Annotated in this window: 24 protein-coding genes; 21 read left to right on the top strand and 3 right to left on the bottom strand. The window is 73.7% G+C overall.

All coding sequences use genetic code 11. The annotated features are described in order from the left end of the window. Window positions 1-33 precede the first annotated feature (33 nt). Both ACTMTB_RS28015 and ACTMTB_RS28020 read right to left on the bottom strand, forming a co-directional pair. Entirely contained in the window at window positions 34-801 is a 768-nt protein-coding gene (locus ACTMTB_RS28015) for a cytochrome c oxidase assembly protein (protein ID WP_441149182.1), read from the bottom strand. Beyond that, window positions 798-1,319, bottom strand: a complete 522-nt coding sequence (locus tag ACTMTB_RS28020; RefSeq protein ID WP_441149183.1) for a DUF2243 domain-containing protein — start codon at window positions 1,317-1,319, stop codon at window positions 798-800. The genes ACTMTB_RS28015 and ACTMTB_RS28020 overlap by 4 nt, the downstream gene beginning before the upstream one ends. A 147-nt stretch (window positions 1,320-1,466) precedes the next feature. Here ACTMTB_RS28020 and aroB point away from each other — a divergent pair, with 147 nt between their 5' ends. The 4 genes from aroB (at window position 1,467) to nusB (ending at window position 4,529) form a co-directional block, all read left to right on the top strand. Continuing rightward, window positions 1,467-2,543 carry a 3-dehydroquinate synthase gene (gene aroB, locus ACTMTB_RS28025; protein WP_441149184.1) on the top strand — a complete coding sequence of 359 codons (1,077 nt, stop codon included), beginning with the start codon at window positions 1,467-1,469 and terminating at the stop codon, window positions 2,541-2,543. Beyond that, a complete protein-coding gene (gene aroQ / locus ACTMTB_RS28030) occupies window positions 2,540-2,980 on the top strand; it encodes a type II 3-dehydroquinate dehydratase (protein WP_441149185.1) in 441 nt (146 codons plus the stop codon). The genes aroB and aroQ overlap by 4 nt, the downstream gene beginning before the upstream one ends. 557 nt (window positions 2,981-3,537) lie before the next feature. Next, the gene (gene efp / locus ACTMTB_RS28035; RefSeq protein WP_088962732.1) at window positions 3,538-4,095 is read left to right on the top strand and encodes an elongation factor P; all 558 of its coding nucleotides are present in this window, start codon (window positions 3,538-3,540) and stop codon (window positions 4,093-4,095) included. A 23-nt stretch (window positions 4,096-4,118) separates the two neighbouring features. Next, window positions 4,119-4,529: a transcription antitermination factor NusB gene (nusB, locus tag ACTMTB_RS28040; protein ID WP_172894702.1), complete on the top strand. Its 411-nt coding sequence runs from the start codon at window positions 4,119-4,121 to the stop codon at window positions 4,527-4,529. Window positions 4,530-4,626: 97 nt separating this feature from the next. On the opposite strand, the gene bldD is transcribed toward nusB, so the two are convergent. Next, on the bottom strand, window positions 4,627-5,115 hold the full coding sequence (gene bldD / locus ACTMTB_RS28045; RefSeq protein ID WP_013285505.1) for a transcriptional regulator BldD: 489 nt from the start codon (window positions 5,113-5,115) through the stop codon (window positions 4,627-4,629). Window positions 5,116-5,403: 288 nt separating this feature from the next. Here bldD and pyrR point away from each other — a divergent pair, with 288 nt between their 5' ends. The 17 genes from pyrR to def all read left to right on the top strand — a co-directional run bounded on the left by pyrR (window position 5,404) and on the right by def (window position 25,394). Next, window positions 5,404-5,988 (top strand): bifunctional pyr operon transcriptional regulator/uracil phosphoribosyltransferase PyrR, encoded by a 585-nt coding sequence (gene pyrR / locus ACTMTB_RS28050; RefSeq protein ID WP_280837108.1) that lies wholly within the window; start codon window positions 5,404-5,406, stop codon window positions 5,986-5,988. Then, window positions 5,985-6,911 carry an aspartate carbamoyltransferase catalytic subunit gene (locus ACTMTB_RS28055; RefSeq protein WP_154938070.1) on the top strand — a complete coding sequence of 309 codons (927 nt, stop codon included), beginning with the start codon at window positions 5,985-5,987 and terminating at the stop codon, window positions 6,909-6,911. Before pyrR ends, ACTMTB_RS28055 begins: the two co-directional genes overlap by 4 nt. Next, window positions 6,908-8,185 carry a dihydroorotase gene (locus ACTMTB_RS28060; protein ID WP_441149186.1) on the top strand — a complete coding sequence of 426 codons (1,278 nt, stop codon included), beginning with the start codon at window positions 6,908-6,910 and terminating at the stop codon, window positions 8,183-8,185. The genes ACTMTB_RS28055 and ACTMTB_RS28060 overlap by 4 nt, the downstream gene beginning before the upstream one ends. A gap of 58 nt (window positions 8,186-8,243) precedes the next feature. After that, the gene (carA, locus tag ACTMTB_RS28065; RefSeq protein ID WP_441149187.1) at window positions 8,244-9,389 is read left to right on the top strand and encodes a glutamine-hydrolyzing carbamoyl-phosphate synthase small subunit; all 1,146 of its coding nucleotides are present in this window, start codon (window positions 8,244-8,246) and stop codon (window positions 9,387-9,389) included. Then, window positions 9,382-12,729: a carbamoyl-phosphate synthase large subunit gene (carB, locus tag ACTMTB_RS28070; protein ID WP_441149188.1), complete on the top strand. Its 3,348-nt coding sequence runs from the start codon at window positions 9,382-9,384 to the stop codon at window positions 12,727-12,729. Before carA ends, carB begins: the two co-directional genes overlap by 8 nt. Before the next feature lie 97 nt (window positions 12,730-12,826). Continuing rightward, window positions 12,827-13,864, top strand: a complete 1,038-nt coding sequence (locus tag ACTMTB_RS28075; protein ID WP_441149189.1) for a quinone-dependent dihydroorotate dehydrogenase — start codon at window positions 12,827-12,829, stop codon at window positions 13,862-13,864. A gap of 43 nt (window positions 13,865-13,907) precedes the next feature. Continuing rightward, a complete protein-coding gene (locus ACTMTB_RS28080; RefSeq protein WP_441149190.1) occupies window positions 13,908-15,182 on the top strand; it encodes an adenosylmethionine--8-amino-7-oxononanoate transaminase in 1,275 nt (424 codons plus the stop codon). A gap of 120 nt (window positions 15,183-15,302) precedes the next feature. After that, the gene (pyrF, locus tag ACTMTB_RS28085; RefSeq protein WP_357920364.1) at window positions 15,303-16,136 is read left to right on the top strand and encodes an orotidine-5'-phosphate decarboxylase; all 834 of its coding nucleotides are present in this window, start codon (window positions 15,303-15,305) and stop codon (window positions 16,134-16,136) included. A 169-nt stretch (window positions 16,137-16,305) separates the two neighbouring features. Continuing rightward, a complete protein-coding gene (mihF, locus tag ACTMTB_RS28090) occupies window positions 16,306-16,623 on the top strand; it encodes an integration host factor, actinobacterial type (RefSeq protein ID WP_088962722.1) in 318 nt (105 codons plus the stop codon). Window positions 16,624-16,648: 25 nt separating this feature from the next. Then, a complete protein-coding gene (locus tag ACTMTB_RS28095; protein WP_441149191.1) occupies window positions 16,649-17,182 on the top strand; it encodes a guanylate kinase in 534 nt (177 codons plus the stop codon). Between the two features lie 47 nt (window positions 17,183-17,229). Then, window positions 17,230-17,493 (top strand): DNA-directed RNA polymerase subunit omega, encoded by a 264-nt coding sequence (gene rpoZ, locus ACTMTB_RS28100; RefSeq protein WP_007075826.1) that lies wholly within the window; start codon window positions 17,230-17,232, stop codon window positions 17,491-17,493. Between the two features lie 14 nt (window positions 17,494-17,507). Then, window positions 17,508-18,716, top strand: a complete 1,209-nt coding sequence (coaBC, locus tag ACTMTB_RS28105; protein WP_441149192.1) for a bifunctional phosphopantothenoylcysteine decarboxylase/phosphopantothenate--cysteine ligase CoaBC — start codon at window positions 17,508-17,510, stop codon at window positions 18,714-18,716. 99 nt (window positions 18,717-18,815) lie between these two features. Beyond that, window positions 18,816-20,006: a methionine adenosyltransferase gene (gene metK / locus ACTMTB_RS28110; protein WP_179804331.1), complete on the top strand. Its 1,191-nt coding sequence runs from the start codon at window positions 18,816-18,818 to the stop codon at window positions 20,004-20,006. A 65-nt stretch (window positions 20,007-20,071) separates the two neighbouring features. After that, a complete protein-coding gene (locus ACTMTB_RS28115) occupies window positions 20,072-22,189 on the top strand; it encodes a primosome assembly protein PriA (RefSeq protein ID WP_441149193.1) in 2,118 nt (705 codons plus the stop codon). Window positions 22,190-22,393: 204 nt separating this feature from the next. After that, window positions 22,394-23,377 (top strand): AAA family ATPase, encoded by a 984-nt coding sequence (locus tag ACTMTB_RS28120; RefSeq protein ID WP_441149194.1) that lies wholly within the window; start codon window positions 22,394-22,396, stop codon window positions 23,375-23,377. 141 nt (window positions 23,378-23,518) lie between these two features. Further along, complete coding sequence (locus ACTMTB_RS28125) at window positions 23,519-24,790, top strand: cytochrome P450 (RefSeq protein WP_441149195.1); 1,272 nt, start codon at window positions 23,519-23,521, stop codon at window positions 24,788-24,790. A 43-nt stretch (window positions 24,791-24,833) separates the two neighbouring features. Beyond that, window positions 24,834-25,394: a peptide deformylase gene (gene def / locus ACTMTB_RS28130; RefSeq protein ID WP_441149196.1), complete on the top strand. Its 561-nt coding sequence runs from the start codon at window positions 24,834-24,836 to the stop codon at window positions 25,392-25,394. The last annotated feature ends 2 nt before the right edge of the window (window positions 25,395-25,396 follow it).

The raw sequence follows: 25,396 nt of genomic DNA on the forward strand, positions 1-25,396 counted from the left end.
GCCCCGGCCGGGACCGGCGGACGGGGTCCCGGTTCAGGCGGGCGCCGGCGGCGGCTCGGACCGGGCGCGCCGGGCCACCGGCCGCCAGGTGACCAGCAGGGCGAGGGCGAGCAGGATCTCGGCCAGGTCGCCGCCGTAGTACATCAGCGTCGCCGCCGTCCGCAGCTGCGCCACCGGCGCGGCCGCGTCGACCAGGCCGGCGTACATGAGCTGGGCCAGGGTGGCGTGCGCGGCCACCGACAGCCCCAGCACGACCAGCCGCAGCGGCACCCCGGGGCGGTGCGGCCCCGGGTCGGGGCCGGCGATCGCCCAGGTGAAGAGGTACCCGCTGGCCAGGAAGTGCAGCAGCACCAGGTCGTGCAGCCCCGGGTGGGCCAGGGTGGCCCGGTAGAGCGGGGTCAGGTGCAGCAGGTAGAGCCCGCCGGCGGTGAGCAGCAGGCCGGTGACCGGGTGGGCGGCCACCCGCGGGACCGGGTGGCGCAGCACCCGCAGCGCCGCCCGCCCGACGTCGCGGCGCACCGTGCGCAGCGCGAGGGTGCCGGGCGCGCCGAGCACCAGCCCGAGCGGCGCCAGCATCCCGACCAGCAGGTGCCGCCACATGTGCCCGACCAGGTCGTGGCCGGGCAGCACCGCGGCCACCGCGAGCAACGCGGCGCCCGCACCGAAGCTCGCGGTACGCCAGTGGCTCCAGCCACCGCGCCCCGGGTCCCGCTGGCGCAGCGCCGCGGCCAGGTAGACCCAGAAGACCAGCAGCGGTACGAGCAGCAGCGGGCCGACCCCGTCGCCGTGCTGCCCGGTCATCGCCGGTCGGCGCAGGTGTCCAGCGTGCCGGCGCGGCGCTGCACCGCCCAGCCCACGGCGATCAGCGCCGCGCCGAACAGCAGGAAGCCGACGTCCCAGGCCGTCTGGTGGGGGCCGCCGTGCACGTGGTGGATGCCCAGCAGGTGGTGGTCGACGAGCCCCTCGACCAGGTTGAACAGGCCCCAGCCCACCAGCGCCCAGCCCCACAGCGCCGGGGAGCGCCAGAGCCGGCCGCGGGACCGGGTCACCCGGGCGTAGAGCAGGGCCAGCCCGGTGAGGACCGCCACCCAGGTGACCACGTGGAAGATGCCGTCCCAGAGGGTGTTCATCTGCAGGCCGGAAACCGTGTCCACCGGGTACGCCCGGATCCCGACGTTGTCGGTGTCGGTGCTGCTGAGCAGGTGGTGCCACTGGAGCACCTGGTGCAGGACGATGCCGTCGGCGAAACCGCCGAGCCCGACGCCGAGGATGGTGGCGGGCAGCCGGATGTCGGCGCCGTCGATGGTCGTGGTGGCCATGGGGAACCTCCGCCGTCGTGGGTCCGGTCCGCTTCGCCCTACCCCCGGCCCTTACGAGCCGAACGTACCCGGTGGCCGGCAATGTCGCTTGCCACCAGGTGGACGAGCGCCGTCGCGGCGGTGCCGGCTGCACTAGGCTCCCCTGCGATGGACGAGGTGACCCGGATTCCGGTCGGCGGCGAGCGGCCGTACGACGTGCTCGTGGGACGCGACCTGCTCGATCCGCCGCCGCGGCTGCTGCCCGGCGCCGAGCGGGTCGCGCTGCTGTTCGCGCCGCCGCTCAAGGACCTGGCCGACACGCTGGCCGAGCGGCTGCGCGCGGTCGGGGTGACCCCGCTGCCGATCGAGGTGCCCGACGCCGAGGCGGGCAAGCGGATCGAGGTGGCCGCCGACTGCTGGGAGCGGCTCGGCGCGGCCGGGTTCACCCGTACCGATGCGGTGGTCGGGGTGGGCGGGGGCGCGGTGACCGACCTGGCCGGCTTCGTCGCCGCCTGCTGGCTGCGCGGAGTGCGGTGGGTGCCGGTGGCGACCTCCCTGCTCGGCATGGTGGATGCCGCGGTCGGTGGCAAGACCGGCGTGAACACCGCCGCCGGCAAGAACCTGGTCGGCGCGTTCCACCCACCGGCCGGCGTGCTCTGCGACCTGGCGACGCTGGACAGCCTGCCCCCGGCCGACCTGGCCGCCGGGATGGCCGAGGTGGTCAAGTGCGGCTTCATCGCCGACCCGGTGATCCTCGACCTGGTCGAGCGGGACCCGGCCGCCGCCGTCGACCCGACCGGCCCGGTGGCCCGCGAGCTGATCGAGCGGGCGATCCGGGTGAAGGCCGACGTGGTCTCCGGCGACCTGCGCGAGTCCGGGCTGCGCGAGGTGCTCAACTACGGCCACACCCTGGCGCACGCGATCGAGAAGGTGGAGGGCTACCGCTGGCGGCACGGGCACGCCGTAGCGGTGGGCACCGTCTTCGCCGGCGCCCTGGCTCGGCTGGCCGGCCGGCTCGACGCCGCCACCGCCGAACGGCACCGCACGGTGATGGCCGCGCTCGGCCTGCCCACCAGCTACCCGGCCGACGCCTGGCCCGACCTGCTGGCCGCGATGCGGGTGGACAAGAAGGCCCGGGGCAGCACCCTGCGCTTCGTGGTGCTCGACGCCCTGGCCCGGCCGGCGATCCTGGAAGGGCCGGACGACGAGCTGCTGCACGCCGCCTACCGGGAGATCGCCTCGTGAGGGTGTACGTGCTGAACGGGCCGAACCTGGGCCGGCTCGGCACCCGGCAGGTCGACGTGTACGGCGTGACCAGCTACGCCGACCTGGTGACGCTCTGTGTGGACACCGGCCGCGAGTTGGGGCTGGACGTGGTCGTCCGGCAGACCGACGCCGAGCACGAGCTGCTGGGCTGGCTGCACCAGGCGGCCGACGAGCAGGCGGCGGTGGTGCTCAACCCGGCCGCCTGGTCGCACTACTCGATCGCCGTCCGGGACGCCTGCGCGATGCTTCACGGGCCGCTGGTGGAGGTGCACATCTCCAACATCCACGCCCGGGAGGAGTTCCGGCACCACTCCGTGGTCTCCGCCGTGGCGACCGGGGTGATCTGCGGCCTGGGCGTCGACGGCTACCGCCTCGCCCTGCGCCACCTGGCCACCCGCCTCGGCGCGACCGGCTGAACGGTCGCCCGACCGGCCGACCGTCCCCTGCAACCGGCGCCGCCCGCCGCCGTCGCGGCGCCGCTCGCCACCCTCGCGGCCGCACCCACCCTCGCGCCCCGGGCGCCGGGCACCGGGCGCCGGGCCACAGCGTGACCGGCGGCACGATCGCCGGCGACGGCCGGGCACGCCGCGCGTGGCGTGGTGTCTTCGACGATCACCGTCAGTGGTGGGCGAGTCATGCAACGCTCGGTGATGTGCGGCTCCCCGCCGCCGACCTTCCCTGACGCCTTTGCTCTGCTGCCCTCCCGGCGACACCGGACGTGAGCTGCTCAGATGGATCGTGGCGCGACCGGGCCCCTGCTTGGACGCGGACACTCTGGGTGACTGTCGCCTCCGGGGCAGCAGAGCAAAGGAGGGGGTGGGGGTGTCCGGGGGTGGGCCTGCCGGTGACGCACGGTGGTCAGGAGGGCGGCGTCGGTCGGGCTGGGAACGGGCCGGCCGGAGGCGGAGTCGCCGGTTGGACACAACTAGTAGACTTGCCAGGTCTGTCCGCCAATTGATGATCAAGGCAGGAAATGGCATCCACCAACGACCTCAAGAACGGCCTGGTACTCAACCTCGACGGGGAGCTCTGGGCCGTCGTCGAGTTCCAGCACGTCAAGCCCGGTAAGGGTGGGGCGTTCGTCCGCACGACGCTGAAGAACGTGCTGTCCGGCAAGGTCGTCGACAAGACCTTCAACGCGGGCACCAAGGTCGAGACCGCGACCGTCGACAAGCGCACCATGCAGTACCTGTACGCCGACGGCGAGGACTACGTCTTCATGGATCTGGAGACGTTCGACCAGATCACCGTCCCCGGCGGCACCGTCGGCGAGGCGGCCAACTACCTCCTCCCCGAGGCCGAGGCGACCGTCGCCACCCACGAGGGTGTCCCGCTCTACATCGAGCTGCCGACCTCGGTCGTGCTCGAGGTCACCTACACCGAGCCGGGTCTGCAGGGCGACCGGTCGACCGGCGGCAACAAGCCGGCCACCGTCGAGACCGGCGCGACCGTGCCGGTGCCGCTCTTCATCACCACCGGCGAGAAGATCAAGGTCGACACCCGCGACGGCCGTTACCTCGGCCGAGCCTGATGGCCGAGGGTCCCAAACAGCAGATGCCGTCGCGCCGCAAGGCGCGCAAGCGGGCGCTGGACGTGCTCTACGAGGCCGACCTGCGTGACCGGCCCCCGGTCGAGGTGCTGGCCGGCTACGTCGAGCGGATCGAGAAGCCCCGGCCGGAGCACCTGGGCTACGCGGTCGGCCTGGTCGAGGGGGTCGCCGCCCACCTCGACCGGATCGACGAGGTGATCGCCAGCTACGCCGAGGGGTGGACGCTGGAACGGATGCCGGTGGTCGACCGCAACCTCGCCCGCATCGCGGTCTACGAGCTGCTCTACGTCGACGAGATCGACGACGCGGTGGCGATCAGCGAGGCGGTGGAGCTGGCCCGGCAGATGTCGACCGACGACTCGCCGCGCTTCCTCAACGGCATCCTCGGCCGGATCGCCGAGTACGCCACCCGCTGATCCGACGCGCCGGCGCTCCGCCGCCGACCGCACCCGATCACCAGTTCGCAGCAGGGGCCCGTGCCGTCCGGCACGGGCCCCTGCTGCGAACAGTGGATCAGGACGCGAAGAACGCCCGCGGGTCGGCGACCAGCACACCGTGCTCGGTGAGCCGCTCGATCAGGCCCGACGGCGAGGCGTCGTACACGATGGCGAGGGCGCGCAGGTCGTCGGCGCGGATGGAGAGCACCCGGCCGTTGTAGTCGCCACGCTGCTGCTGGATGGCGCGGGCGTACCGGGCGACGTAGGCGAGGTCCTCGGAGGCCTCGTCGTAGAGCCGCTCCAGGTCCAGGACGATCTTGCTGGTGGGCTCGTGCCGCACCCCGCTGCCGTCGGGCAGCAGCTCCGAGACGGGAACGCGGTAGAAGTCGGCCAGCTCCGCCAGGCGGGACACGGTGACGGCCCGGTCGCCGCGCTCGTACGAGCCGACCACCACGGCCTTCCACCGCCCGTTCGACTTCTCCTCCACACCCTGCAGGGACAGGCCCTGCTGCTGGCGGATGGAGCGCAGGCGGGCGCCCAGCGACTTGGCGTATTCAGAGGGCATTCGGACACTCCCAGTGCTGCTTTGGGGTTCTCCCAGCGATCGCTACGGAGCGTGACGGTACGGGGATTGCGACACGCGGTCAAGTGGTCGTGTCCTTACAGTTGGGGAGCGCGGGGGGACTTATCCCCATTTCACCGCCCTGATCCGGGGATCAGTGGGTGCCCGGGGCCGCGCCGGTGACCGCTGGTAACGTGGAACGAAGCCCCGGTCCGGGCCGTCCGCGATCCGACCGGAGTCCCCAGACGTCCTTTAACGACCCGTCCCGTGAGGCGGGGAAGGAGGTCCGCCGTGGCCTGCCCACCGGCTGCCCAGTCGTCGCCGCCGCGACAACCCTCGGTGAAGGTGATCCTCGCCAGTGCCGACGTCCAGCGCGTCGTCGACCGGATCGCCCACCAGATCCTGGAGAAGACCCAGGGCGCCGCCGACACCGTCCTGCTCGGCATACCCACTCGCGGGGCTCCACTCGCAAGGCGCCTCGCCGCCCGGATCAGCACCTTCGAGGACGTCGACGTCCCGGTCGGGGTGCTCGACATCACTCTCTACCGCGACGACCTGCGCCGGCACGCCACCCGCGCGGTCGGCCCGACCCAGCTCCCGCCGGGCGGCATCGACGGCAAGCGGGTCATCCTCGTCGACGACGTGCTCTTCTCCGGCCGCACCGTCCGGGCCGCGCTCGACGCGCTCAACGACGTCGGCCGGCCGGCCAGCGTGCAGCTCGCCGTCCTGGTCGACCGCGGCCACCGCGAGCTGCCGATCCGCGCCGACTACGTCGGCAAGAACATCCCGACCGCGCTCACCGAGAGCGTCAAGGTCACCCTCGCCGAGACCGACGGTGCCGACGAGGTCAAGCTCTTCGGGGGTACCACCTCATGATCCGGCACCTGCTCTCCGGGGCCGACCTGGACGCGGCCACCGCCACCCAGATCCTCGACACCGCCGCCGAGATGGCCACCGTCGCCGGCCGGGAGGTCAAGAAGCTCCCCGCCCTGCGCGGCCGGACCGTGGTGAACCTCTTCTACGAGGACTCCACCCGGACCCGCATCTCCTTCGAGGCGGCCGCCAAGCGGCTCAGCGCCGACGTGATCAACTTCTCGGCCAAGGGCTCCAGCGTGGCCAAGGGGGAGAGCCTGAAGGACACCGCGCTCACCCTCCAGGCGATGGGGGCCGACGCGGTGGTCGTCCGGCACCCCGCCTCGGGCGCGCCGCACCGGCTGGCCAACTGGGTGGACGGGTCGGTGGTCAACGCCGGCGACGGCACCCACGAGCACCCCACCCAGGCGCTGCTCGACGCGTACACGATGCGCTCCCGGCTGGGTCGGCTCGCCGGCCTGCACGTGGCGGTGGTCGGGGACGTGCTGCACTCCCGGGTGGCCCGCTCCAACGTGCTGCTGCTCTCCACCCTCGGCGCCAAGGTCACCCTGGTCGGCCCGCCGACGCTGATCCCGGTGCACATCGGCCAGGCGCTCGCGCCCGGCACCGACGTCTCCTACGACCTGGACGCGGTGCTGCCGCAGTCGGACGTGGTGATGATGCTGCGGGTGCAGCGGGAGCGGATGAACGACTCCTACTTCCCCTCCGCCCGCGAGTACGCCCGCCGCTACGGGCTGGACGGCCCGCGCATGCGCCGGCTGCCCGAGCACGCGATCGTCATGCACCCGGGCCCGATGAACCGGGGCATGGAGATCACGCCCGAGGTTGCCGACTCGCCCCGCTCCACCATCGTCGAACAGGTCGCCAACGGGGTCTCCGTGCGGATGGCCGTCCTCTACCTGCTGCTCGGGGGGAACAACCTGTGAGCTCGTACCTGATCCGCAACGTGAGCGTCGTCGGCGCCGCGCCGACCGACCTGCTGATCCGCGACGGCGTCGTCGCCGAGACCGGCGCCGGGCTGACCGCGCCGGAGGCCACCGTCGTCGACGGCACCGGGCTGGTCGCCCTGCCCGGCCTGGTCGACCTGCACACCCACCTGCGCGAGCCGGGCCGGGAGGACGCCGAGACGGTCGAGTCGGGTTCCCGCGCGGCCGCGCTCGGCGGCTACACCGCTGTCTGCGCGATGGCCAACACCTCCCCGGTCGCCGACACCGCCGGCGTGGTCGAGCAGGTCTGGCGGCTGGGCCGCGAGGCCGGGCTGGTCGACGTGCAGCCGATCGGCGCGGTCACCGTCGGGCTGGCCGGCGAGCGGCTGGCCGAGCTGGGCGCGATGGCCGACTCCGCCGCCCGGGTCCGGATCTTCTCCGACGACGGCTTCTGCGTCGCCGACCCCAAGCTGATGCGCCGGGCCCTCGAGTACGTCAAGGCGTTCGACGGCGTCGTCGCCCAGCACGCCGAGGAGCCCCGGCTCACCGAGGGCGCGCAGATGCACGAGGGTGAGGTCTCGACCCGGCTCGGGCTCACCGGCTGGCCGGCGGTCGCCGAGGAGGCGATCATCGCCCGGGACGTGCTGCTGGCCGAGCACGTCGGCAGCCGGCTGCACGTCTGCCACGTCTCCACCGCCGGCAGCGTCGAGGTGTTGCGCCAGGCCAAGGCGCGCGGGGTGCGGGTGACCGCCGAGGTGACCCCGCACCACCTGCTGCTCACCGACGAGAAGGCGTCCACCTACGACCCGGTCTACAAGGTCAACCCGCCGCTGCGCACGGCCACCGACATCGCCGCGCTGCGGGCCGCGCTGGCCGAGGGCGTCATCGACGTCGTCGCCACCGACCACGCCCCGCACGCGGTGGAGGACAAGGAGTGCGAGTGGGCGTACGCCCGGCCGGGGATGCTCGGCCTGGAGACGGCGCTCTCGATCGCCCTGGACGTGTTCGGGCCGCAGTGGGACCTGATCGCCGAGCGGATGTCGCGTACCCCGGCCCGGATCGCCGGGCTCGACGGGCACGGCATCGACCCGGCGCCCGGCGTGCCGGCCAACCTCACCCTGGTCGACCCGGCCGCCCGTCGGGTGATCGAGCCCGCGGAGCTGGCCAGCCGCAGTCGCAACACCCCGTACGCCCGCATGACGCTGCCGGGTCGCATCGTGGCGACCTTCCTGCGCGGCGAGCCGACGGTCCTGGACGGAAAGGCTGTCAAGTGAGCGCGAGGAATGCAGCGCAGCGGAGTCCCGCAGTCGCGAATGAAAGGCCGGCACAGTAATGGCTAAGCGCAGGCCCGCGATCCTCGTTCTCGAGGACGGGCGCACGTTCCACGGCGAGGCGTACGGCAGCGTCGGGGAGACCTTCGGCGAGGCGGTCTTCAACACCGGCATGACCGGCTACCAGGAGACCCTGACCGACCCCTCGTACCACCGGCAGGTGGTGGTGCAGACCGCGCCGCACATCGGCAACACCGGCGTCAACGCCGAGGACGACGAGTCCGGCCGGATCTGGGTCGCCGGGTACGTGGTGCGCGACCCGGCCCGGATCGGCTCCAACTGGCGCGCCACCGGCGGGCTGGAGGACCGGCTCGCCGCCGAGGGTGTGGTCGGGATCGCCGGCGTGGACACCCGGGCGCTGACCCGGCACCTGCGCGAGCGCGGCGCGATGCGGGTCGGCATCTCCAGCGTCGACGACGACCCGCGCGCCCTGCTGGCCCGGGTCCGCCAGTCGCCGCAGATGGTCGGCGCGGACCTCTCCGCCGAGGTGACCACCGCCGAGCCGTACGTCGTCGAGGCGGTCGGCCCGCACCGGTTCACCGTGGCCGCGCTCGACCTGGGCATCAAGCGCAACGTGCCGCGGCGGCTCGCCGCGCGCGGGGTCACCACCCACGTGCTGCCGGCCGGCTCGACCATCGACGACCTGCTGGCCACCGGCGCGGACGCGGTCTTCCTCTCGCCCGGCCCGGGCGACCCGGCCACCGCCGAGGGGCCGGTGGCGCTCGCCCGGGAGGTGCTGCGCCGCGAGGTGCCGCTGTTCGGCATCTGCTTCGGCAGCCAGATCCTCGGCCGGGCGCTGGGCTTCGGCACCTACAAGCTCGGCTACGGCCACCGCGGCATCAACCAGCCGGTGCTCGACCGGGTCACCGGCAAGGTCGAGGTGACCAGCCACAACCACGGCTTCGCCGTGCAGGTGCCGGGCGCCGGGCAGGGCGCGGTGGTCCCCGACCAGGTGATCGACACCGAGTTCGGGGGCGTCCAGGTGTCCCACGTCTGCCTCAATGACAACGTGGTCGAGGGGCTGCGGGCCAAGGACGTGCCCGCCTTCACCGTCCAGTACCACCCGGAGGCGGCGGCCGGCCCGCACGACGCGGACTACCTGTTCGACCGCTTCGCCGAGCTCATCGAAGGCGGGAAGAATGCCTAAGCGCACCGACCTCAAACACATCCTGGTGATCGGCTCCGGGCCGATCGTCATCGGGCAGGCCTGCGAGTTCGACTACTCCGGCACCCAGGCGTGCCGGGTGCTGCGCAGCGAGGGCATCCGGGTCAGCCTGGTCAACTCCAACCCGGCGACGATCATGACGGACCCCGAGTTCGCCGACGCCACGTACGTCGAGCCGATCACCCCGGAGTTCGTCGAGCTGGTCATCGCCAAGGAGCGCCCGGACGCCCTGCTGCCCACCCTCGGCGGGCAGACCGCGCTGAACACCGCGGTCGCCCTGCACGAGGCCGGCGTGCTGGACAAGTACGGCGTGGAGCTGATCGGCGCCAACATCGACGCGATCAACCGCGGCGAGGACCGGCAGCTGTTCAAGGACATCGTCGCCAAGGCCGGCGTACGCATCGGGCTGGAGGATCCGACCAACCTGGTGCCCCGCTCCCGGGTCTGCCACTCGATGGCCGAGGTCGAGGCCACCGTCGCCGAGCTGGGCCTGCCGGTGGTGATCCGGCCGTCCTTCACCATGGGCGGCCTGGGCTCCGGCATGGCGCACACCGACGAGGACCTGCACCGCATCGCCGGGTCCGGCCTGGCCGCCAGCCCCGTTCACGAGGTGCTGATCGAGGAGAGCGTGCTCGGCTGGAAGGAGTACGAACTCGAACTGATGCGCGACCGCCACGACAACGTGGTGGTGGTCTGCTCGATCGAGAACGTCGACCCGATGGGCGTGCACACCGGCGACAGCGTCACCGTCGCCCCGGCCATGACGCTCACCGACCGGGAGTACCAGCGCCTGCGCGACCTGGGCATCGCGGTGCTGCGCGAGGTCGGGGTGGACACCGGCGGCTGCAACATCCAGTTCGCGGTCAACCCGGCCGACGGCCGGATCGTCGTGATCGAGATGAACCCCCGGGTGTCCCGCTCCTCGGCGCTGGCCTCCAAGGCCACCGGCTTCCCGATCGCCAAGATCGCCGCGAAGCTGGCCATCGGCTACACCCTGGACGAGATCCCCAACGACATCACCCTGAAGACCCCGGCGGCCTTCGAGCCGACGCTGGACTACGTGGTGGTGAAGATCCCCCGGTTCGCGTTCGAGAAGTTCCCCGGCGCCGACCCGGAGCTGACCACCACCATGAAGTCGGTCGGCGAGGCGATGAGCCTCGGCCGGAACTTCACCGAGGCGCTCAACAAGGCGATGCGCTCGATGGAAACGAAGGGCGCGGGCTTCTGGACCCAACCCGATCCGGCGGGCGCGACCAGGGAGAACACCCTCGCCGCGCTGCGGATGCCGCACGACGGCCGGCTCTACACGGTGGAGCGGGCGCTGCGGCTGGGCGCCACCATCGCGGAGGTCGCCGCGGCGTCCGGCGGGATGGACCCCTGGTTCCTGGACCAGATCGCCGGCCTGGTCGAGCTGCGCGCGGAGATCGTGGACGCCCCGGTGCTCGACGCCGAGCTGCTGCGCCGGGCCAAGCGGGCCGGCCTGTCCGACCGGCAGCTGGCCGCGCTGCGCCCGGAGCTGGCCGCCGAGGACGGCGTACGCACCCTGCGGCACCGGCTCGACGTGCGGCCGGTCTACAAGACGGTGGACACCTGCGCGGCCGAGTTCGAGGCGACCACGCCGTACCACTACTCCACCTACGACTCCGAGACCGAGGTCGCGCCCTCGGACCGGCCCAAGGTGCTCATCCTGGGCTCCGGGCCGAACCGGATCGGCCAGGGCATCGAGTTCGACTACTCCTGCGTGCACGCGGTCATGGCCCTGCGCGCGGTCGGCTACGAGACCGTCATGGTCAACTGCAACCCGGAGACGGTCTCCACCGACTACGACACCGCCGACCGGCTCTACTTCGAGCCGCTGACCTTCGAGGACGTGCTGGAGGTCTGGCACGCGGAGGACACCTCCGGCCGGGCGGCCGGCGGCCCGGGCGTGGTCGGCGTGATCGTGCAGCTCGGCGGGCAGACCCCGCTGGGGCTGGCGCAGCGGCTCAAGAACGCCGGCGTGCCGATCGTCGGCACCTCCCCGGAGTCGATCCACCTCGCCGAGGAGCGCGGCGCGTTCGGCGCGGTGCTGGCCCGGGCCGGGCTGCGCGCCCCGGCGCACGGCATGGCCACCTCGTACGACGAGGCGAAGGCGATCGCCGACGAGATCGGCTACCCGGTGCTGGTCCGGCCGTCGTACGTGCTCGGCGGGCGGGGCATGGAGATCGTCTACGACGACGCCACGCTGCGCGACTACATCGGCCGGGCCACCGACATCTCCCCGGACCACCCGGTGCTGGTGGACCGCTTCCTCGACGACGCCATCGAGATCGACGTGGACGCGCTCTGCGACGCCGACGGCGAGGTCTACCTCGGCGGCGTGATGGAGCACATCGAGGAGGCCGGCATCCACTCCGGCGACTCGTCCTGCGCGCTGCCGCCGATCACCCTGGCCAGCTCGCACCTGACCCAGGTGCGCCGCTACACCGAGGCGATCGCCCGGGGGGTGGGCGTCAAGGGCCTGCTCAACGTCCAGTACGCCCTCAAGGACGACATGCTCTACGTGCTGGAGGCCAACCCCCGGGCGTCCCGGACGGTCCCGTTCGTCTCCAAGGCCACGGCGGTGCCGCTGGCCAAGGCGGCGGCCCGGATCGCGCTCGGCGCCACCATCGCCGAGCTGCGCGCCGAGGGGCTGCTGCCGCCGACCGGCGACGGCGGCGTGATGCCGCCGGACGCCCCGATCGCGGTCAAGGAGGCGGTGCTGCCGTTCAAGCGGTTCCGCACCCGGTCCGGCAAGGGCATCGACTCGCTGCTCGGCCCGGAGATGAAGTCCACCGGCGAGGTGATGGGCATCGACACCAACTTCGGGCACGCCTTCGCCAAGAGCCAGTCGGCCGCGTACGGGTCGCTGCCCACCGGCGGCCGGATCTTCGTCTCGGTCGCCAACCGCGACAAGCGCGGCATGATCTTCCCGATCAAGCGGCTGGCGGACCTGGGCTTCGAGATCGTCGCCACCACCGGCACCGCCGAGGTGCTGCGCCGGCACGGCATCGCCTGCGAGCAGATCCGCAAGCACTACGAGTCGGGCGAGGGCGAGGACGCGGTGTCGATGATCCTCGGCGGCGACGTGGCGCTGGTGGTGAACACGCCCCAGGGCTCCGGCGCGAGCGCCCGCTCGGACGGCTACGAGATCCGCAGCGCGGCCGTGACCGCCGACATCCCCTGCATCACCACCGTCCCCGGCGCCGCCGCGGCGGTCATGGGCATCGAGGCCCGCATCCGCGGCGACATGCAGGTCCGCCCCCTCCAGGAGCTCCACGCCGCCCTGCGAGCCGGCGAGTGACCCGCTCCATTCCCGCGTCGATCATGAAGTTGTCGCCCCGACCCGCCGCCGGACCTGGCGACAACTTCATGATCACCGAGCCGGGGGGAGCCGGGGCGTGATTTTCGAGAAGGTGGTGCGGCCTCAGCTGTTCCGGGTGGGGGGCGGGGACGCCGAGGCGGCGCACGAGTGGACGTTGCGGCGGTTGGCGGCGCTCTCCCGGCGGCCGGCGGCGCTCGCGGCGTTGCGGGCCCGGTACCAGGTGCGGGCGCCGCGCACGGTGTTCGGGGTCCAGTTCCCCAACCCGGTGGGGCTGGCCGCGGGGATGGACAAGAACGGCGTGGCCCTGCCGGCCTGGCCGGCGCTGGGCTTCGGCTTCGTCGAGGTCGGCACGGTCACCGCGCACGCCCAGCCGGGCAACCCCCGGCCCCGGCTGTTCCGGCTGCGCGACAGCGAGGCCGTGGTCAACCGGATGGGCTTCAACAACGCCGGCGCCGAGGCCCTGGCGGCCCGGCTGGCGGCGCTGCCCCGCCTGATCGGGGCGCCGCTGGGCATCTCGCTGGGCAAGTCCAAGGTGACCCCGCTGGCCGACGCGGTCGAGGACTACCTGGCCTCGTACCGGGCGCTGCGGGCGCACGGCGACTACTTCGCGGTCAACGTCTCCTCGCCGAACACCCCCGGCCTGCGCTCGTTGCAGGACAAGTCGCACCTGGACGCGCTGCTGGCGGCGCTGGTGGGGGAGAAGCCGGTGCTGGTGAAGATCGCCCCGGACCTGACCGAGCCGGCCATCGCCGAGCTGCTGGAGGTCTGCCTGGCCCGCGGCGCGGCCGGGGTGATCGCCACCAACACCACCCTCGCCCGCGACGGGCTCGCCCCGGCCGACGCCGGCCGGGGCGCGGAGACCGGCGGGCTCTCCGGCCGCCCGCTCGCCACCCGGGCCCGCGAGGTGGTCGCCTTCGTACACCGGGAGACCGGCGGCCGGCTGCCGGTGGTCGGCGTCGGCGGCATCCTCGACCCGGACGACGCCGCCCGGATGTTCGACGCCGGGGCCAGCCTGATCCAGCTCTACACCGGCTTCATCTACCGGGGCCCCGGCCTGGTCCGGGCCGCGGCCCGCGCGTCGGCGGGCGCCACCGCGCCGGTGCCGGCCGGGTGAGACCTCCCGGCCGGGCAACCCTCGACGGTACGAAGGAGAGCGTGTGACGCCCGAGGAGATCCTGGCCGCCGACCGGGCCCACGTCTGGCACCCGTACGCGGCGCTGCCCCCGGCCCACCCGCCGTACGTGGTCCAGAGCGCCCAGGGCGTCCGGCTGCGGCTGGCCGACGGCCGGGAACTGGTCGACGGGATGTCGTCCTGGTGGGCGGCGATCCACGGCTACCGGCACCCGGTGCTCGACGCGGCGGTCACCGACCAGCTCGGCCGGATGAGCCACGTGATGTTCGGCGGGCTCACCCACGAGCCCGCCGTGCGGCTGGCGCGGACGCTGGTCGAGCTGGCCCCGGCCGGGCTGGAACACGTCTTCCTGGCCGACTCCGGCTCGGTCAGCGTCGAGGTCGCCGTCAAGATGTGCCTGCAGTACCAGCGGGCCACCGGCCGGCCGGAACGCCGCCGGCTGGGCACCTGGCGGGGCGGCTACCACGGCGACACGTTCCACCCGATGAGCGTCTGCGACCCGGAGGGCGGCATGCACCACCTCTGGGGCGACGTGCTGCCCCGGCAGGTCTTCGCGCCCGTCCCGCCCGGTGGCTTCGACGACCCGCCCGACCCGGCGTACGTGGCGGCGCTGACCGACGCGGTGGAGCGGCACGCCGACGAGCTGGCCGCGGTCATCGTCGAGCCGGTGGTGCAGGGCGCGGGCGGGATGCGCTTCCACCACCCGGAGTACCTGCGGGTGCTGCGCGAGGTGACCCGGGCGCACGGGGTGCTGCTGGTCTTCGACGAGATCGCCACCGGCTTCGGCCGTACCGGCGCCATGTTCGCCGCCGAGCACGCCGGGGTGAGCCCGGACGTGCTCTGCGTCGGCAAGGCGCTGACCGGCGGGTACCTCACCCTGGCCGCCGCGCTGTGCACCCCGCGGGTCGCCCGGGGCATCTCCGCCGACGGGGTGCTGGCGCACGGTCCCACCTTCATGGGCAACCCGCTGGCCTGCGCGGTCGCCAACGCGTCCCTGGAGCTGCTGCGAGCCGGTGACTGGGCCACCCAGGTCGCCCGGGTGGGTGCGGGCCTGCGGGCCGGCCTGGAGCCGCTGCGCGGCGCGCCCGGCGTGGCCGACGTGCGGGTGCTGGGCGCAATCGGCGTGGTGCAGCTCGACCACGAGGTGGACATCGCGGCGGCGACCGCCGCCGCCGTGGCCCAGGGCGTCTGGCTGCGCCCGTTCCGCGACCTGGTCTACACCATGCCGCCCTACGTGACCGACGACGCGGACCTGGCCCGGATCGCGGCCGGCATCGCGGCGGCGGTGAAGGCCGGCTGAGCCGGCGGGCAGGACGGGGCCGGCTGAGCCGGCGGGCAGGACGGGGCCGGCTGAGCCGGCGGGCAGGACGGGGCCGGCACGGGCCGGCCACCGAGCGCGAGCGTGAGGAGAGGAACGCCGATGGAGAGTTTCGGGACCCGGCTGCACCGCGCCGTCGCCGAGCGGGGGCCGCTCTGTGTGGGGATCGACCCGCATCCCGGGCTGCTGGCCCGCTGGGGGTTGCCGGACGACGTCGACGGGTTGGACCGGTTCGCGCGGACCGTCGTGGGAGCGCTTGCGGACCGGGTCGCGGTGGTCAAGCCCCAGTCGGCCTTTTTCGAGCGGTTCGGTGCCCGAGGTGTCGGAATTCTTGAGTCAACTATCCGACAGTTACGAGATTGTGGCGCGCTCGTTCTGCTGGACGTGAAGCGCGGCGACATCGGCTCGACCGTCGCCGCGTACGCCTCGGCCTACCTCGACCCGTCCGGTCCGCTGCACGTCGACGCGATCACCGCGAGCCCCTACCTGGGGGTCGGATCGCTGGCCCCGATGTTCGAGCTGGCGGCCACCCACGGCGGCGGCGTCTTCGTGCTGGCGCTCACCTCCAACCCGGAGGGCGCCGCGGTCCAGCGCGCCCGGACGGCCGACGGGCGCACCGTCGCGCAGACCGTCATTGACGAGATTTCCCAGCTCAACAGGGGTGCGGAGCCGATCGGCAGCTTCGGGCTGGTGGTCGGCGCGACGATCGGCGACACCGGTCACGACCTGTCCAAGGTGAACGGGCCGCTGCTCGCCCCGGGGCTCGGCGCGCAGGGCGCGACGGCCGCGGACCTGCGGACGGTCTTCGGCTCCAGCCTGTCGTCGGTGCTGCCGTCGTACTCCCGAGAGGTGCTGAACGCCGGCCCGGACGAGGCCGCTCTGCGAGCCGCCGTGGACCGCGTGCTGGCCGACTGTCGGGACGTTCTGGCTGACTGACGGCTCGGTCACTTTTTCCGATCTTGGCGCGCCCACGTTGCCGAAACCGCCCGCGACCGCTAGTTTTCCCCGCGCTGGGAACCACGGACCCCTTTGGTTGCCAGCGACACCACGTTTCACAGAGCGGCGGTGCGCCCCGCCCGTCGCGATAGGGACCTGAGGAGAACTGGTGCCGCTCCCGTCACTGACCCCCGAGCAGCGCGCTGCCGCGCTGGAGAAGGCCGCGGAGATCCGCAAGGCCCGTGCTGAGCTGAAGGAGCAGCTCAAGCAGGGCAAGACCACCCTTGCCGCCGTCCTCGAGCGGGCCGAGTCCGACGACGTCGTCGGCAAGCTGAAGGTTTCGGCCGTCCTGCAGGCGATGCCGGGCATCGGCAAGATCCGGGCTACCCAGATCATGGAGAAGCTCAAGATCGCCGACAGCCGTCGCCTGCGCGGGCTCGGCGAGCAGCAGCGCAAGGCTCTGCTTGGAGAGTTCGCCGCCAACTGAACGCCGCAACGTGTAGAAACAAGCGGTGAGCACGGATGACGAGGCGCGCCCGGCGGCTCGGCTCACTGTCCTGGCGGGGCCCTCGGGCGCCGCGCGGGAGAGTGTCGTCGAGTTGGTCCGGGCGCGTTCTCCGTCCGTGTGGGTGCCGGTGCCGGTGACCACCCGGCCCCGTCGCCCCGACGAGGTCGACGGCGTCGACCGGCGCTTCGTGGACCCGGTCGGCTTCGACCGGATGATCGCCGCGGGCGAGCTGCTGGAGTGGTCGCGGATCGGCGGGCACCGCCGTGGCACGCCCCGCGAGCCGCTGCGGTCCCGGCTGGCCGACGGCCGGCCGGTGCTGCTCCCGCTCGACCTGCCCGGCGCGCTCGCCGTCCGGGAGGCCCTGCCGGACGTCCGGCTGGTCCTGCTGACGCCTCCGGGCCACCGTCCGGACCCGGCGGTCCTCGCGGCCGTCGGACACACCGTGGTCCACGACCTCACCGAGCGGGTCGTGGCCGAACTGGTAGGCTTGCTCGGTTCTTCCTATCTGGCTCCCGCCCAGCCGCGACTGCGCGGTTGAGCGACCAGCCGCGCTCGCGCGGACACTTCAGACGCAGAGGGTATTTCGTGGGATCCATCGCCAACCCCGAGGGCATCACCAACCCGCCGATCGACGAGCTCCTCGAGAAGACCACCTCGAAGTACGCGCTGGTGATCTTCGCCGCCAAGCGTGCCCGCCAGGTCAACGCCTACTACAGCCAGCTCGGTGAGGGCCTGCTGGAGTACGTCGGCCCGCTCGTGGAGACCACCCCGCAGGAGAAGCCGCTCTCGATCGCGATGCGCGAGATCAACGCGGGCCTGCTCACCGCCGAGCCGACCGACCAGCCGTAACACCCGCTCCGCCGATGCCCGCCGAGATCGTCCTCGGGGTCGGCGGCGGCATCGCCGCCTACAAGGCGTGTGAGCTGCTGCGGCTCTTCACCGAGTCGGGCCACCGGGTCCGGGTCGTGCCGACCGCGTCGGCGCTCCGTTTCGTCGGGGCGCCGACCTGGGCGGCGCTCTCCGGCCAGCCGGTCGCCGACGACGTCTGGTCCGACGTGCACGAGGTGCCGCACGTCCGGCTCGGCCAGCGGGCCGACCTGGTGGTGGTCGCGCCGGCGACGGCCGACCTGCTCGCCAAGGCGGCCCACGGCCTCGCCGACGACCTGCTCACCAACACGCTGCTCACCGCGCGCTGCCCGGTGGTGCTCGCCCCGGCGATGCACACCGAGATGTGGGAGCACCCGGCCACCGTCGCCAACGTCGCGACGCTGCGCTCGCGCGGCGTACGGGTGATCGAACCAGCGGTCGGCCGGCTCACCGGCGCCGACACCGGCAAGGGGCGGCTGCCCGACCCGGCCGAGATCTTCGCCGTCGCCCGCCGGGCCCTGGCCCGGGGCCTGGACGCCCCCGCCGACCTGGCCGGCCGGCACGTCGTGGTGACCGCCGGCGGCACCCGCGAACCACTGGACCCGGTCCGCTTCCTCGGCAACCGCTCCTCCGGCAAGCAGGGGTACGCCTTCGCCCGCGCGGCCGTCGCCCGGGGCGCCCGCGTCACCCTGATCGCCGCGAACGTCGCCCTGCCCGACCCGGCCGGGGTCGACCTGGTCCGGGTGGGCACCACAGAAGAACTGCGCAAGGCCACCCTGGAGGCCGCCGCCGACGCCGACGTGGTGGTGATGGCCGCCGCGCCCGCCGACTTCCGGCCGGCGACCTACGCCCCCGGCAAGATCAAGAAGTCGGAGGACGGCAGCGCGCCGACCATCGCGCTGGTCACCAACCCCGACATCGCCGCCGAGCTGGGGCGGCAGCGCCGCCCGGAGCAGCTGCTGGTGGTCTTCGCCGCCGAGACCGGCGACGCCGAGGCCAACGGCCGGGCCAAGCTCGCCCGCAAGCGGGCCGACCTGATCGTCATCAACGAGGTGGGCGTGGACAAGGTCTTCGGGGCCGAGACCAACGCGGCGACCGTGGTGGGCGCGGACGGCAGCGTGACCACCCTTCCGGAACAGTCCAAGGAAGACCTGGCCGACCGGGTCTGGGACCTCGTGGTGACCCGGCTGGCCGCGTTGTCCTGAACGCTGGTCACTTTCGCGTTGGCTGCGGCACCCTGGAACCGGGTGACTAAACTGCCGCGGAGCGACCTTTCCAGAGAGACTCAAGTGCTTAGGAGTGCCGTGACACGTCTTTTCACGTCCGAATCGGTCACGGAGGGCCACCCGGACAAGATCGCCGACCAGATCAGCGACGGCATCCTGGACGCCCTGCTGGCCAAGGACCCGCACAGCCGTGTCGCGGTGGAGACCCTGATCACCACCGGGCAGGTGCACGTCGCGGGCGAGGTGACGACCAAGGCGTACGCCGACATCCCGACGATCGTCCGGGAGACCATCCTCGGGATCGGGTACGACTCGTCGAAGAAGGGCTTCGACGGCGCCTCGTGCGGCGTCAGCGTCTCGATCGGCGGCCAGTCCGCCGACATCGCCCAGGGTGTGGACAACGCCTTCGAGCTGCGTACCGGTGAGTCGGAGAGCGCGCTCGACGCGCAGGGCGCCGGCGACCAGGGCATGATGTTCGGCTTCGCCTGCTCGGAGACCCCCGAGCTGATGCCGCTGCCGATCGCGCTGGCGCACCGGCTGGCCCGCCGGCTGGCCGCCGTGCGCAAGGACGGCACCATCCCCTACCTGCGGCCCGACGGCAAGACCCAGGTCACCATCGAGTACGACGGCCTGCGTCCGGTCCGGCTCAACACCGTGGTCGTGTCCAGCCAGCACGCCGCGGACATCTCGCTGGACTCGCTGCTCACCCCGGACGTGCGCGACCACGTCATCGCCCCCGAGCTGGAGAGCCTCGGTCTGGACACCGAGGGCTACCGGCTGCTGGTCAACCCCACGGGCCGGTTCGAGATCGGTGGCCCGATGGGCGACGCCGGCCTGACCGGCCGCAAGATCATCGTCGACACCTACGGCGGGTACGCCCGGCACGGCGGCGGCGCGTTCTCCGGCAAGGACCCGTCGAAGGTGGACCGGTCGGCCGCGTACGCGATGCGCTGGGTGGCCAAGAACGTGGTGGCCGCCGGCCTCGCCGAGCGCTGCGAGGCGCAGGTCGCCTACGCGATCGGCAAGGCCCACCCGGTCAGCCTGTTCATCGAGACCTTCGGCACCGAGACCGTGCCGGTCGCCTCGATCGAGAAGGCCGTCACCGAGGTCTTCGACCTCCGCCCGGCCGCCATCATCCGGGACCTCAACCTGCTCCGCCCGATCTACCAGCAGACCGCCGCGTACGGCCACTTCGGTCGCGAGCTGCCGGACCTGACCTGGGAGAGCACCGACCGGGCCGCCGACCTCAAGTCGGTAGCGGGAGCCTGACCGGCACCAGGCGCAGCGACCGGCGACCCGCTGAGGGGTCGCCGGTCGCTCGTGTCTGCGTCGACGTGCCACTGCCGCACCTCGACCGCCCGTTCGACTACCTGGTCCCCGCCGAGCTGGACGGCGACGCCGTGCCCGGGGTGCGGGTGAAGGTGCGCTTCGCCGGTCAACTGGTCGACGGCTGGCTGCTGGACCGCGCCGACGACTCCGGGCACACCGGCCGGCTGGCGTACCTGGAGAAGGTGGTCTCCCCGGAGCCGGTGCTGGCGCCGGAGATCGCCCGGCTGGCCCGGGCCGTCGCCGACCGGTACGCCGGCAGCCTCGCCGACGTGCTCCGGCTCGCCGTCCCGCCCCGCCACGCCCGGGTCGAGAAGGACCTGCGCGCGCACGCCGCGACGGTGGACGCGGACACCTCCGACACCGCCTCGACGCCCGACGAGGTCAGCGCGGCCCCGACCACCGACACGCCGCCGACGCACGGGGTCGCCGCCGCGCCGTCCCCGTCCGCCGGGGTCGGTGCCGCGTCGGACGCGTCCGGGCCGACCGGGGTCGCCGCCGCACCCGACCCAACCCGGGCCGGCGCCGCGTCGGACGCGTCCGAGCCGAGCGGCGCACCGGCCCCGCCCGCCGTCGACCCGCGCGGCTGGCGGGACTATCCGGCCGGCCCGGCGTTCCTGCGCGCGCTCGCCGAGGGCCGACCGCCCCGCGCCGTCTGGTCGGCGCTGGCCGGGGAGGACTGGGCCGCCCGCTACGCCGACGCCGTCGCCGCGACCGTGGCCGGGGGGCGGGGCGCCGTCGTCGTGGTGGCCGACGCCCGGGACCTGGACCGGCTGGACGCCGCGCTGACCGGCACGCTCGGCCCGGGCCGGCACGTCTGCCTCTCCGCCGCGCTCGGACCGGCCCGCCGGTACCGGGCCTTCCTCACCGCCCGGCGCGGTACCGCGCCCGTGGTGATCGGCACCCGGGCGGCGATGTTCGCCCCGGTCGACCGGCTCGGCCTGGTGGCGATCTGGGACGACGGCGACGACCTGCACGCCGAGCCCCGGGCCCCGTACCCGCACGCCCGGGACGTGCTGCTCACCCGGGCCCAGCTCGCCGGGGCCGCCGCGCTGGTCGGCGGCTACACCCGGACCGCCGAGGCGCAGTTGCTGGTGGAGACCGGCTGGGCCCGCGAGGTGGTCGCCGACCGGGCGACCCTGCGGGCGCGTACCCCGAGCATCGCGCCGACCGGCGACGACCCGCAGCTGGCCCGCGACCCCGGCGCGGCGACGGCCCGGCTGCCCAGCCTGGCCTGGACCACCGCCCGGGACACCCTGCGCGCGGACGCCCCGGTGCTGGTGCAGGTGCCGCGCCGGGGCTACCTGCCCTCGATCTCCTGCGCGGACTGCCGCACCCCGGCCCGCTGTCCGCACTGCGCCGGCCCGCTGGCGCTGCCCTCCGCCGAGGGCATCCCCGCCTGCCGCTGGTGCGGCCGGGTCACCGCCGCGTACGCCTGCCCGGAGTGCGGCGGTCGGCGGCTGCGCGCGGCGGTCACCGGCGCCCGGCGCACCGCCGAGGAGCTGGGCCGCGCCTTTCCCGGCGTGCCGGTACGCACCTCGGGCCGGGAGGAGGTGCTGGCCAGCGTGCCCGGCGGCGCCGGCCTGGTGATCGCCACCCCGGGCGCGGAGCCGCTGGCCGAGGGGGGCTACGGCGCGGTGCTGCTGCTGGACTCCTGGGCCCTGCTCACCCGGGCCGACCTGCGCGCCGGCGAGGAGACGCTGCGCCGCTGGCTGAGCGCGGCCGCGCTGGCCCGGCCGGCGTCGGTGGGCGGGCGCGTGGTGGTGGTCGCCGACGGCGCGCTGGCGCCGGTGCAGGCCCTGCTGCGCTGGGACCCGGCCTGGTTCGCCGCCCGGGAGCTGGCCGAGCGGCGGGAGCTGGGCTTCCCGCCGGCGACCAAGATGGCCAGCGTGACCGGTCCGGCGGTCGCGGTGGCCGACCTGCTGGCGGAGGCCCGGCTGCCCGACGGGGCGGAGGTGCTCGGCCCGGTCCCGGCCGACGGCGACCGGGAGCGGATGCTGGTGCGGGTGCCCCGGGCCCGGGCCGCCGCCCTCGCCGAGGCGCTGCACACCGCCGCCGGGGTGCGCAGCGCCCGCAAGGCCACCGACCCGGTGCGCCTCCAGGTCGACCCGCTCAGCCTCTTCTGACCGGCCGTGATCCGCGGCACCGGCCGGGCACGACCCGGCCCGGAGCGGGTACCGTCGCACACCTCGTCCGGCAAACCGGTGGCGGCGAAGTGATAACATCGCCCGTCATGCCCGGGCGCACGGATGGCGCGACGATGGCGGAGCGCGTCGATCCGACGCCATATCGATGATGTCAATCAGCCGGTGATCAGGGGTGGACCAGTCGTGACCGTTCGTCAATCGATCGTCTTCAACGGGGACCTCGGCAGCGGCAAGAGCACCGTCTCCGTCGAGATCGCCAAGCGGCTGGGCCTGCGCCGGGTCAGCGTCGGCGACCTCTACCGGCAGATGGCGCAGGAGCGGCAGATGACCGCCCTCCAGCTCAACCTGCACGCCGAGCTGGACCAGGCCGTGGACGGCTACGTCGACCAGCTCCAGCGGGACATCGCCGCCTCCGGCGAGTCGCTGGTCATGGACTCCCGGCTGGCCTGGCACTTCTTCACCGACGCGCTCAAGGTGCACATGATCACCGAGCCGGGCGAGGCGGCTCGCCGGGTGCTGCTGCGTCCCTCCGGCCCGGCCGAGAGCTACACCTCGCTGGAGGAGGCCAAGGCCAAGCTCCGCGAGCGCAGCGAGAGCGAGCGGAACCGGTTCATCCTCCGCTACGGCGTGGACAAGGCCCGGCTGCGCAACTACGACATGGTCTGCGACACCACCCGGGCCTCGGCGCCCGAGGTGATCGAGCACATCGTCGACGCGTACGAGGGCCGGCTCGGCGCCGAGGTGCTGCGCGACGCCCCGCCGCTGCTGCTGCTCGACCCGGCCCGGGTCTACCCGACCGAGGACATCACCACCCTGCGCGGGCTCTGGGACTCGGAGTTCGTCGGCGACGTGGCCGGGGCCGGCGACGAGGCCCTGGAGCCGCTGCGGATCGGCTACACCGGCGAGTACTTCTTCGTCGTCGACGGGCACCGCCGGCTCAGCGCCGCCCTGCAGAACGGCTTCAACCTGGTCCCCGCCCAGCTGGTCGCCGAGGTGGACGAGCCGGTCGTCGGCGGGATGAGCGCGGTGGACTTCTTCGCCGCCCAGGTCCGACCGAGCACCGTCTACGACTGGGAGGCCGCGCACGGCATCCAGCTCCCGCTGCCCGAGCACGCCCTGCTCGGCGGCGCCGCGGTGCTGGCGGGGGAGCCCGGCGCCGGCGCCTGAGCCTCACCACGATCGCCGGCGGGCCGGCCCGCCGCCCGCCGTCGCGACCGCCCGCCGTGGCGGCGGTCGGTCGCGGGGTCGCCGGGCGCCGCCCGGACGCGCATGATGAAGCCTCCGACGCATCGACGCGGGAGGCCGGTCATGGACGCAGCCGAGGCGCTCGCCCTGCTCATGTCGCCGCAGGGGCGCATCGACCCGTACCCCACGTACGAGCGGCTGCGCCGGTACGGGCCGGTGGTCCAGGCCGGGCCGGTGTTCTACGTGGTCACCGGCTACGCCGAGGCCGACGAGATCCTGCGCGACCCGCGGTTCGGGGTGATGGACGACGCGCTGCGCGACCAGTTCCTCCCCGGCTGGCGGGACAGCCCGGCCGTCGCGTCGATCTCCCGGTCGATGCTGCGCACCAACCCGCCCGACCACAGCCGGATGCGGCGACTCGCGGCCGGCGCCTTCACCCCGCGCCGCATCGCCGCCATGCGCGACGTGGTCGAGGCGCAGGCCGACGAGCTGGTCGACGCGATGCTGGAGCGGGCCCGCGACGGTGAGCCCGTCGACTTCCTGGCCGAGTTCGCGTATCCGCTGCCGGTGGGGGTGATCTGCACGCTGCTCGGTGTGCCGGCGGCCGACCGGCCGCTGTTCCGGCGCTGGGCCGCCGACCTGACCGGCGTGCTGGAGCCGGAGATCACCACCCAGGAGCTGGCCGTCGCCGACCGGGGCGCCACCGAGCTGCGCGACTACTTCGCCGCGCTGGTCCGGGCCCGCCGCGCGGCGCCCGCCGACGACCTGACCACCGCCCTGGTCCAGGTGCACGACGCCGACGGCGACCGGCTCTCCGGCGAGGAGCTGCTGGCCAACCTGGTGGTGCTGCTGGTCGCCGGCTTCGAGACCACCACCAACCTGCTCGGCAACGGCCTCGTGGTGCTGCTGGACCACCCGCGCGCGGCCGATGCGCTGCGCGAGCATCCCGACCTCGCCCCCGGGTACGCCGACGAGCTGCTGCGCTACGACTCGCCGGTGCAGCTCACCACCCGGATCAACGAGGCGCCGGTGCGCTGCGGCGGGGTCGAGCTGCCGGCGGGCAGCTGGACGTTGCTGCTGCTGGGCGCGGCCAACCGGGACTCCCGGAGCTACCCCGAGCCGCAACGGTTCGACCCGTGGCGCCCGCAGGTCCACCCGCTGTCGTTCGGGGCCGGCCCGCACTACTGTCTCGGCGCCGGGCTGGCCCGGCTGGAGGCGCAGGTCGCCTTCCCGCTGCTGCTGCGCCGGCTGCCCGGCCTCGCCCTGGCCGGCCGGCCCCGCCACCGGACCCGGCTCACCCTGCGCGGCTACGAGACCCTGCCGGTGATCATCGACACGGAGTCGGCGGCGGCGCATCGCGGTACGCCGGCCGGGGCGACCCCCGGCACTCCGTAGACTGGTACGGCACCCGTCCGTACAGCCGAAGGAGCCACACCGCGTGACCGTCCAGCCCATCCGTCTGTTCGGGGACCCGGTGCTGCGCACGCCGGCCGATCCGGTCGTCGACTTCGACACCGAGCTGCGTAGGCTCATCGCCGACCTCACCGACACGATGCGGGAGCAGAGCGGCGCCGGCCTGGCCGCGCCCCAGCTCGGTGTGGGCCTGCGGGTGTTCACCTTCGACGTGGACGACGTGCTCGGGCACCTGGTCAACCCGGTGCTGGAGTTCCCCGACGAGGAGGAGCAGGACGGCCCGGAGGGCTGCCTGTCCATCCCCGGGCTCTACTTCGACACCAAGCGCCGGCAGAACGTCATCGCCAAGGGCTACAACGGCTACGGCGACCCGATGCAGATCGTCGGCACCGGGCTGATGGCCCGCTGCGTGCAGCACGAGACCGACCACCTCGACGGGGTGCTCTTCGTCGACCGGCTGGACCCGGCCGGGCGCAAGGAGGCCATGAAGGCCATCCGCCAGGCCGAGTGGTACGACCCGGCCGCCCCGCCCACGGTCAAGCTCAATCCGCACGCCTCCGGCAGCCCCTTCGGTCTGGGGCGGTGAGG

Source organism: Micromonospora sp. L32, from assembly GCF_052068055.1.
GTDB lineage: Bacteria > Actinomycetota > Actinomycetes > Mycobacteriales > Micromonosporaceae > Micromonospora > Micromonospora purpureochromogenes.

Bases quoted from the DNA above. Each gene is read 5' to 3' on its own strand.
- ACTMTB_RS28015 (WP_441149182.1), bottom strand. From the start codon at position 801: ATGACCGGGCAGCACGGCGACGGGGTCGGCCCGCTGCTGCTCGTACCG.
- ACTMTB_RS28020 (WP_441149183.1), bottom strand. From the start codon at position 1,319: ATGGCCACCACGACCATCGACGGCGCCGACATCCGGCTGCCCGCCACC.
- aroB (WP_441149184.1), top strand. From the start codon at position 1,467: ATGGACGAGGTGACCCGGATTCCGGTCGGCGGCGAGCGGCCGTACGAC.
- efp (WP_088962732.1), top strand. From the start codon at position 3,538: ATGGCATCCACCAACGACCTCAAGAACGGCCTGGTACTCAACCTCGAC.
- nusB (WP_172894702.1), top strand. From the start codon at position 4,119: ATGCCGTCGCGCCGCAAGGCGCGCAAGCGGGCGCTGGACGTGCTCTAC.
- bldD (WP_013285505.1), bottom strand. From the start codon at position 5,115: ATGCCCTCTGAATACGCCAAGTCGCTGGGCGCCCGCCTGCGCTCCATC.
- ACTMTB_RS28055 (WP_154938070.1), top strand. From the start codon at position 5,985: ATGATCCGGCACCTGCTCTCCGGGGCCGACCTGGACGCGGCCACCGCC.
- carA (WP_441149187.1), top strand. From the start codon at position 8,244: ATGGCTAAGCGCAGGCCCGCGATCCTCGTTCTCGAGGACGGGCGCACG.
- carB (WP_441149188.1), top strand. From the start codon at position 9,382: ATGCCTAAGCGCACCGACCTCAAACACATCCTGGTGATCGGCTCCGGG.
- pyrF (WP_357920364.1), top strand. From the start codon at position 15,303: ATGGAGAGTTTCGGGACCCGGCTGCACCGCGCCGTCGCCGAGCGGGGG.
- coaBC (WP_441149192.1), top strand. From the start codon at position 17,508: ATGCCCGCCGAGATCGTCCTCGGGGTCGGCGGCGGCATCGCCGCCTAC.
- ACTMTB_RS28125 (WP_441149195.1), top strand. From the start codon at position 23,519: ATGGACGCAGCCGAGGCGCTCGCCCTGCTCATGTCGCCGCAGGGGCGC.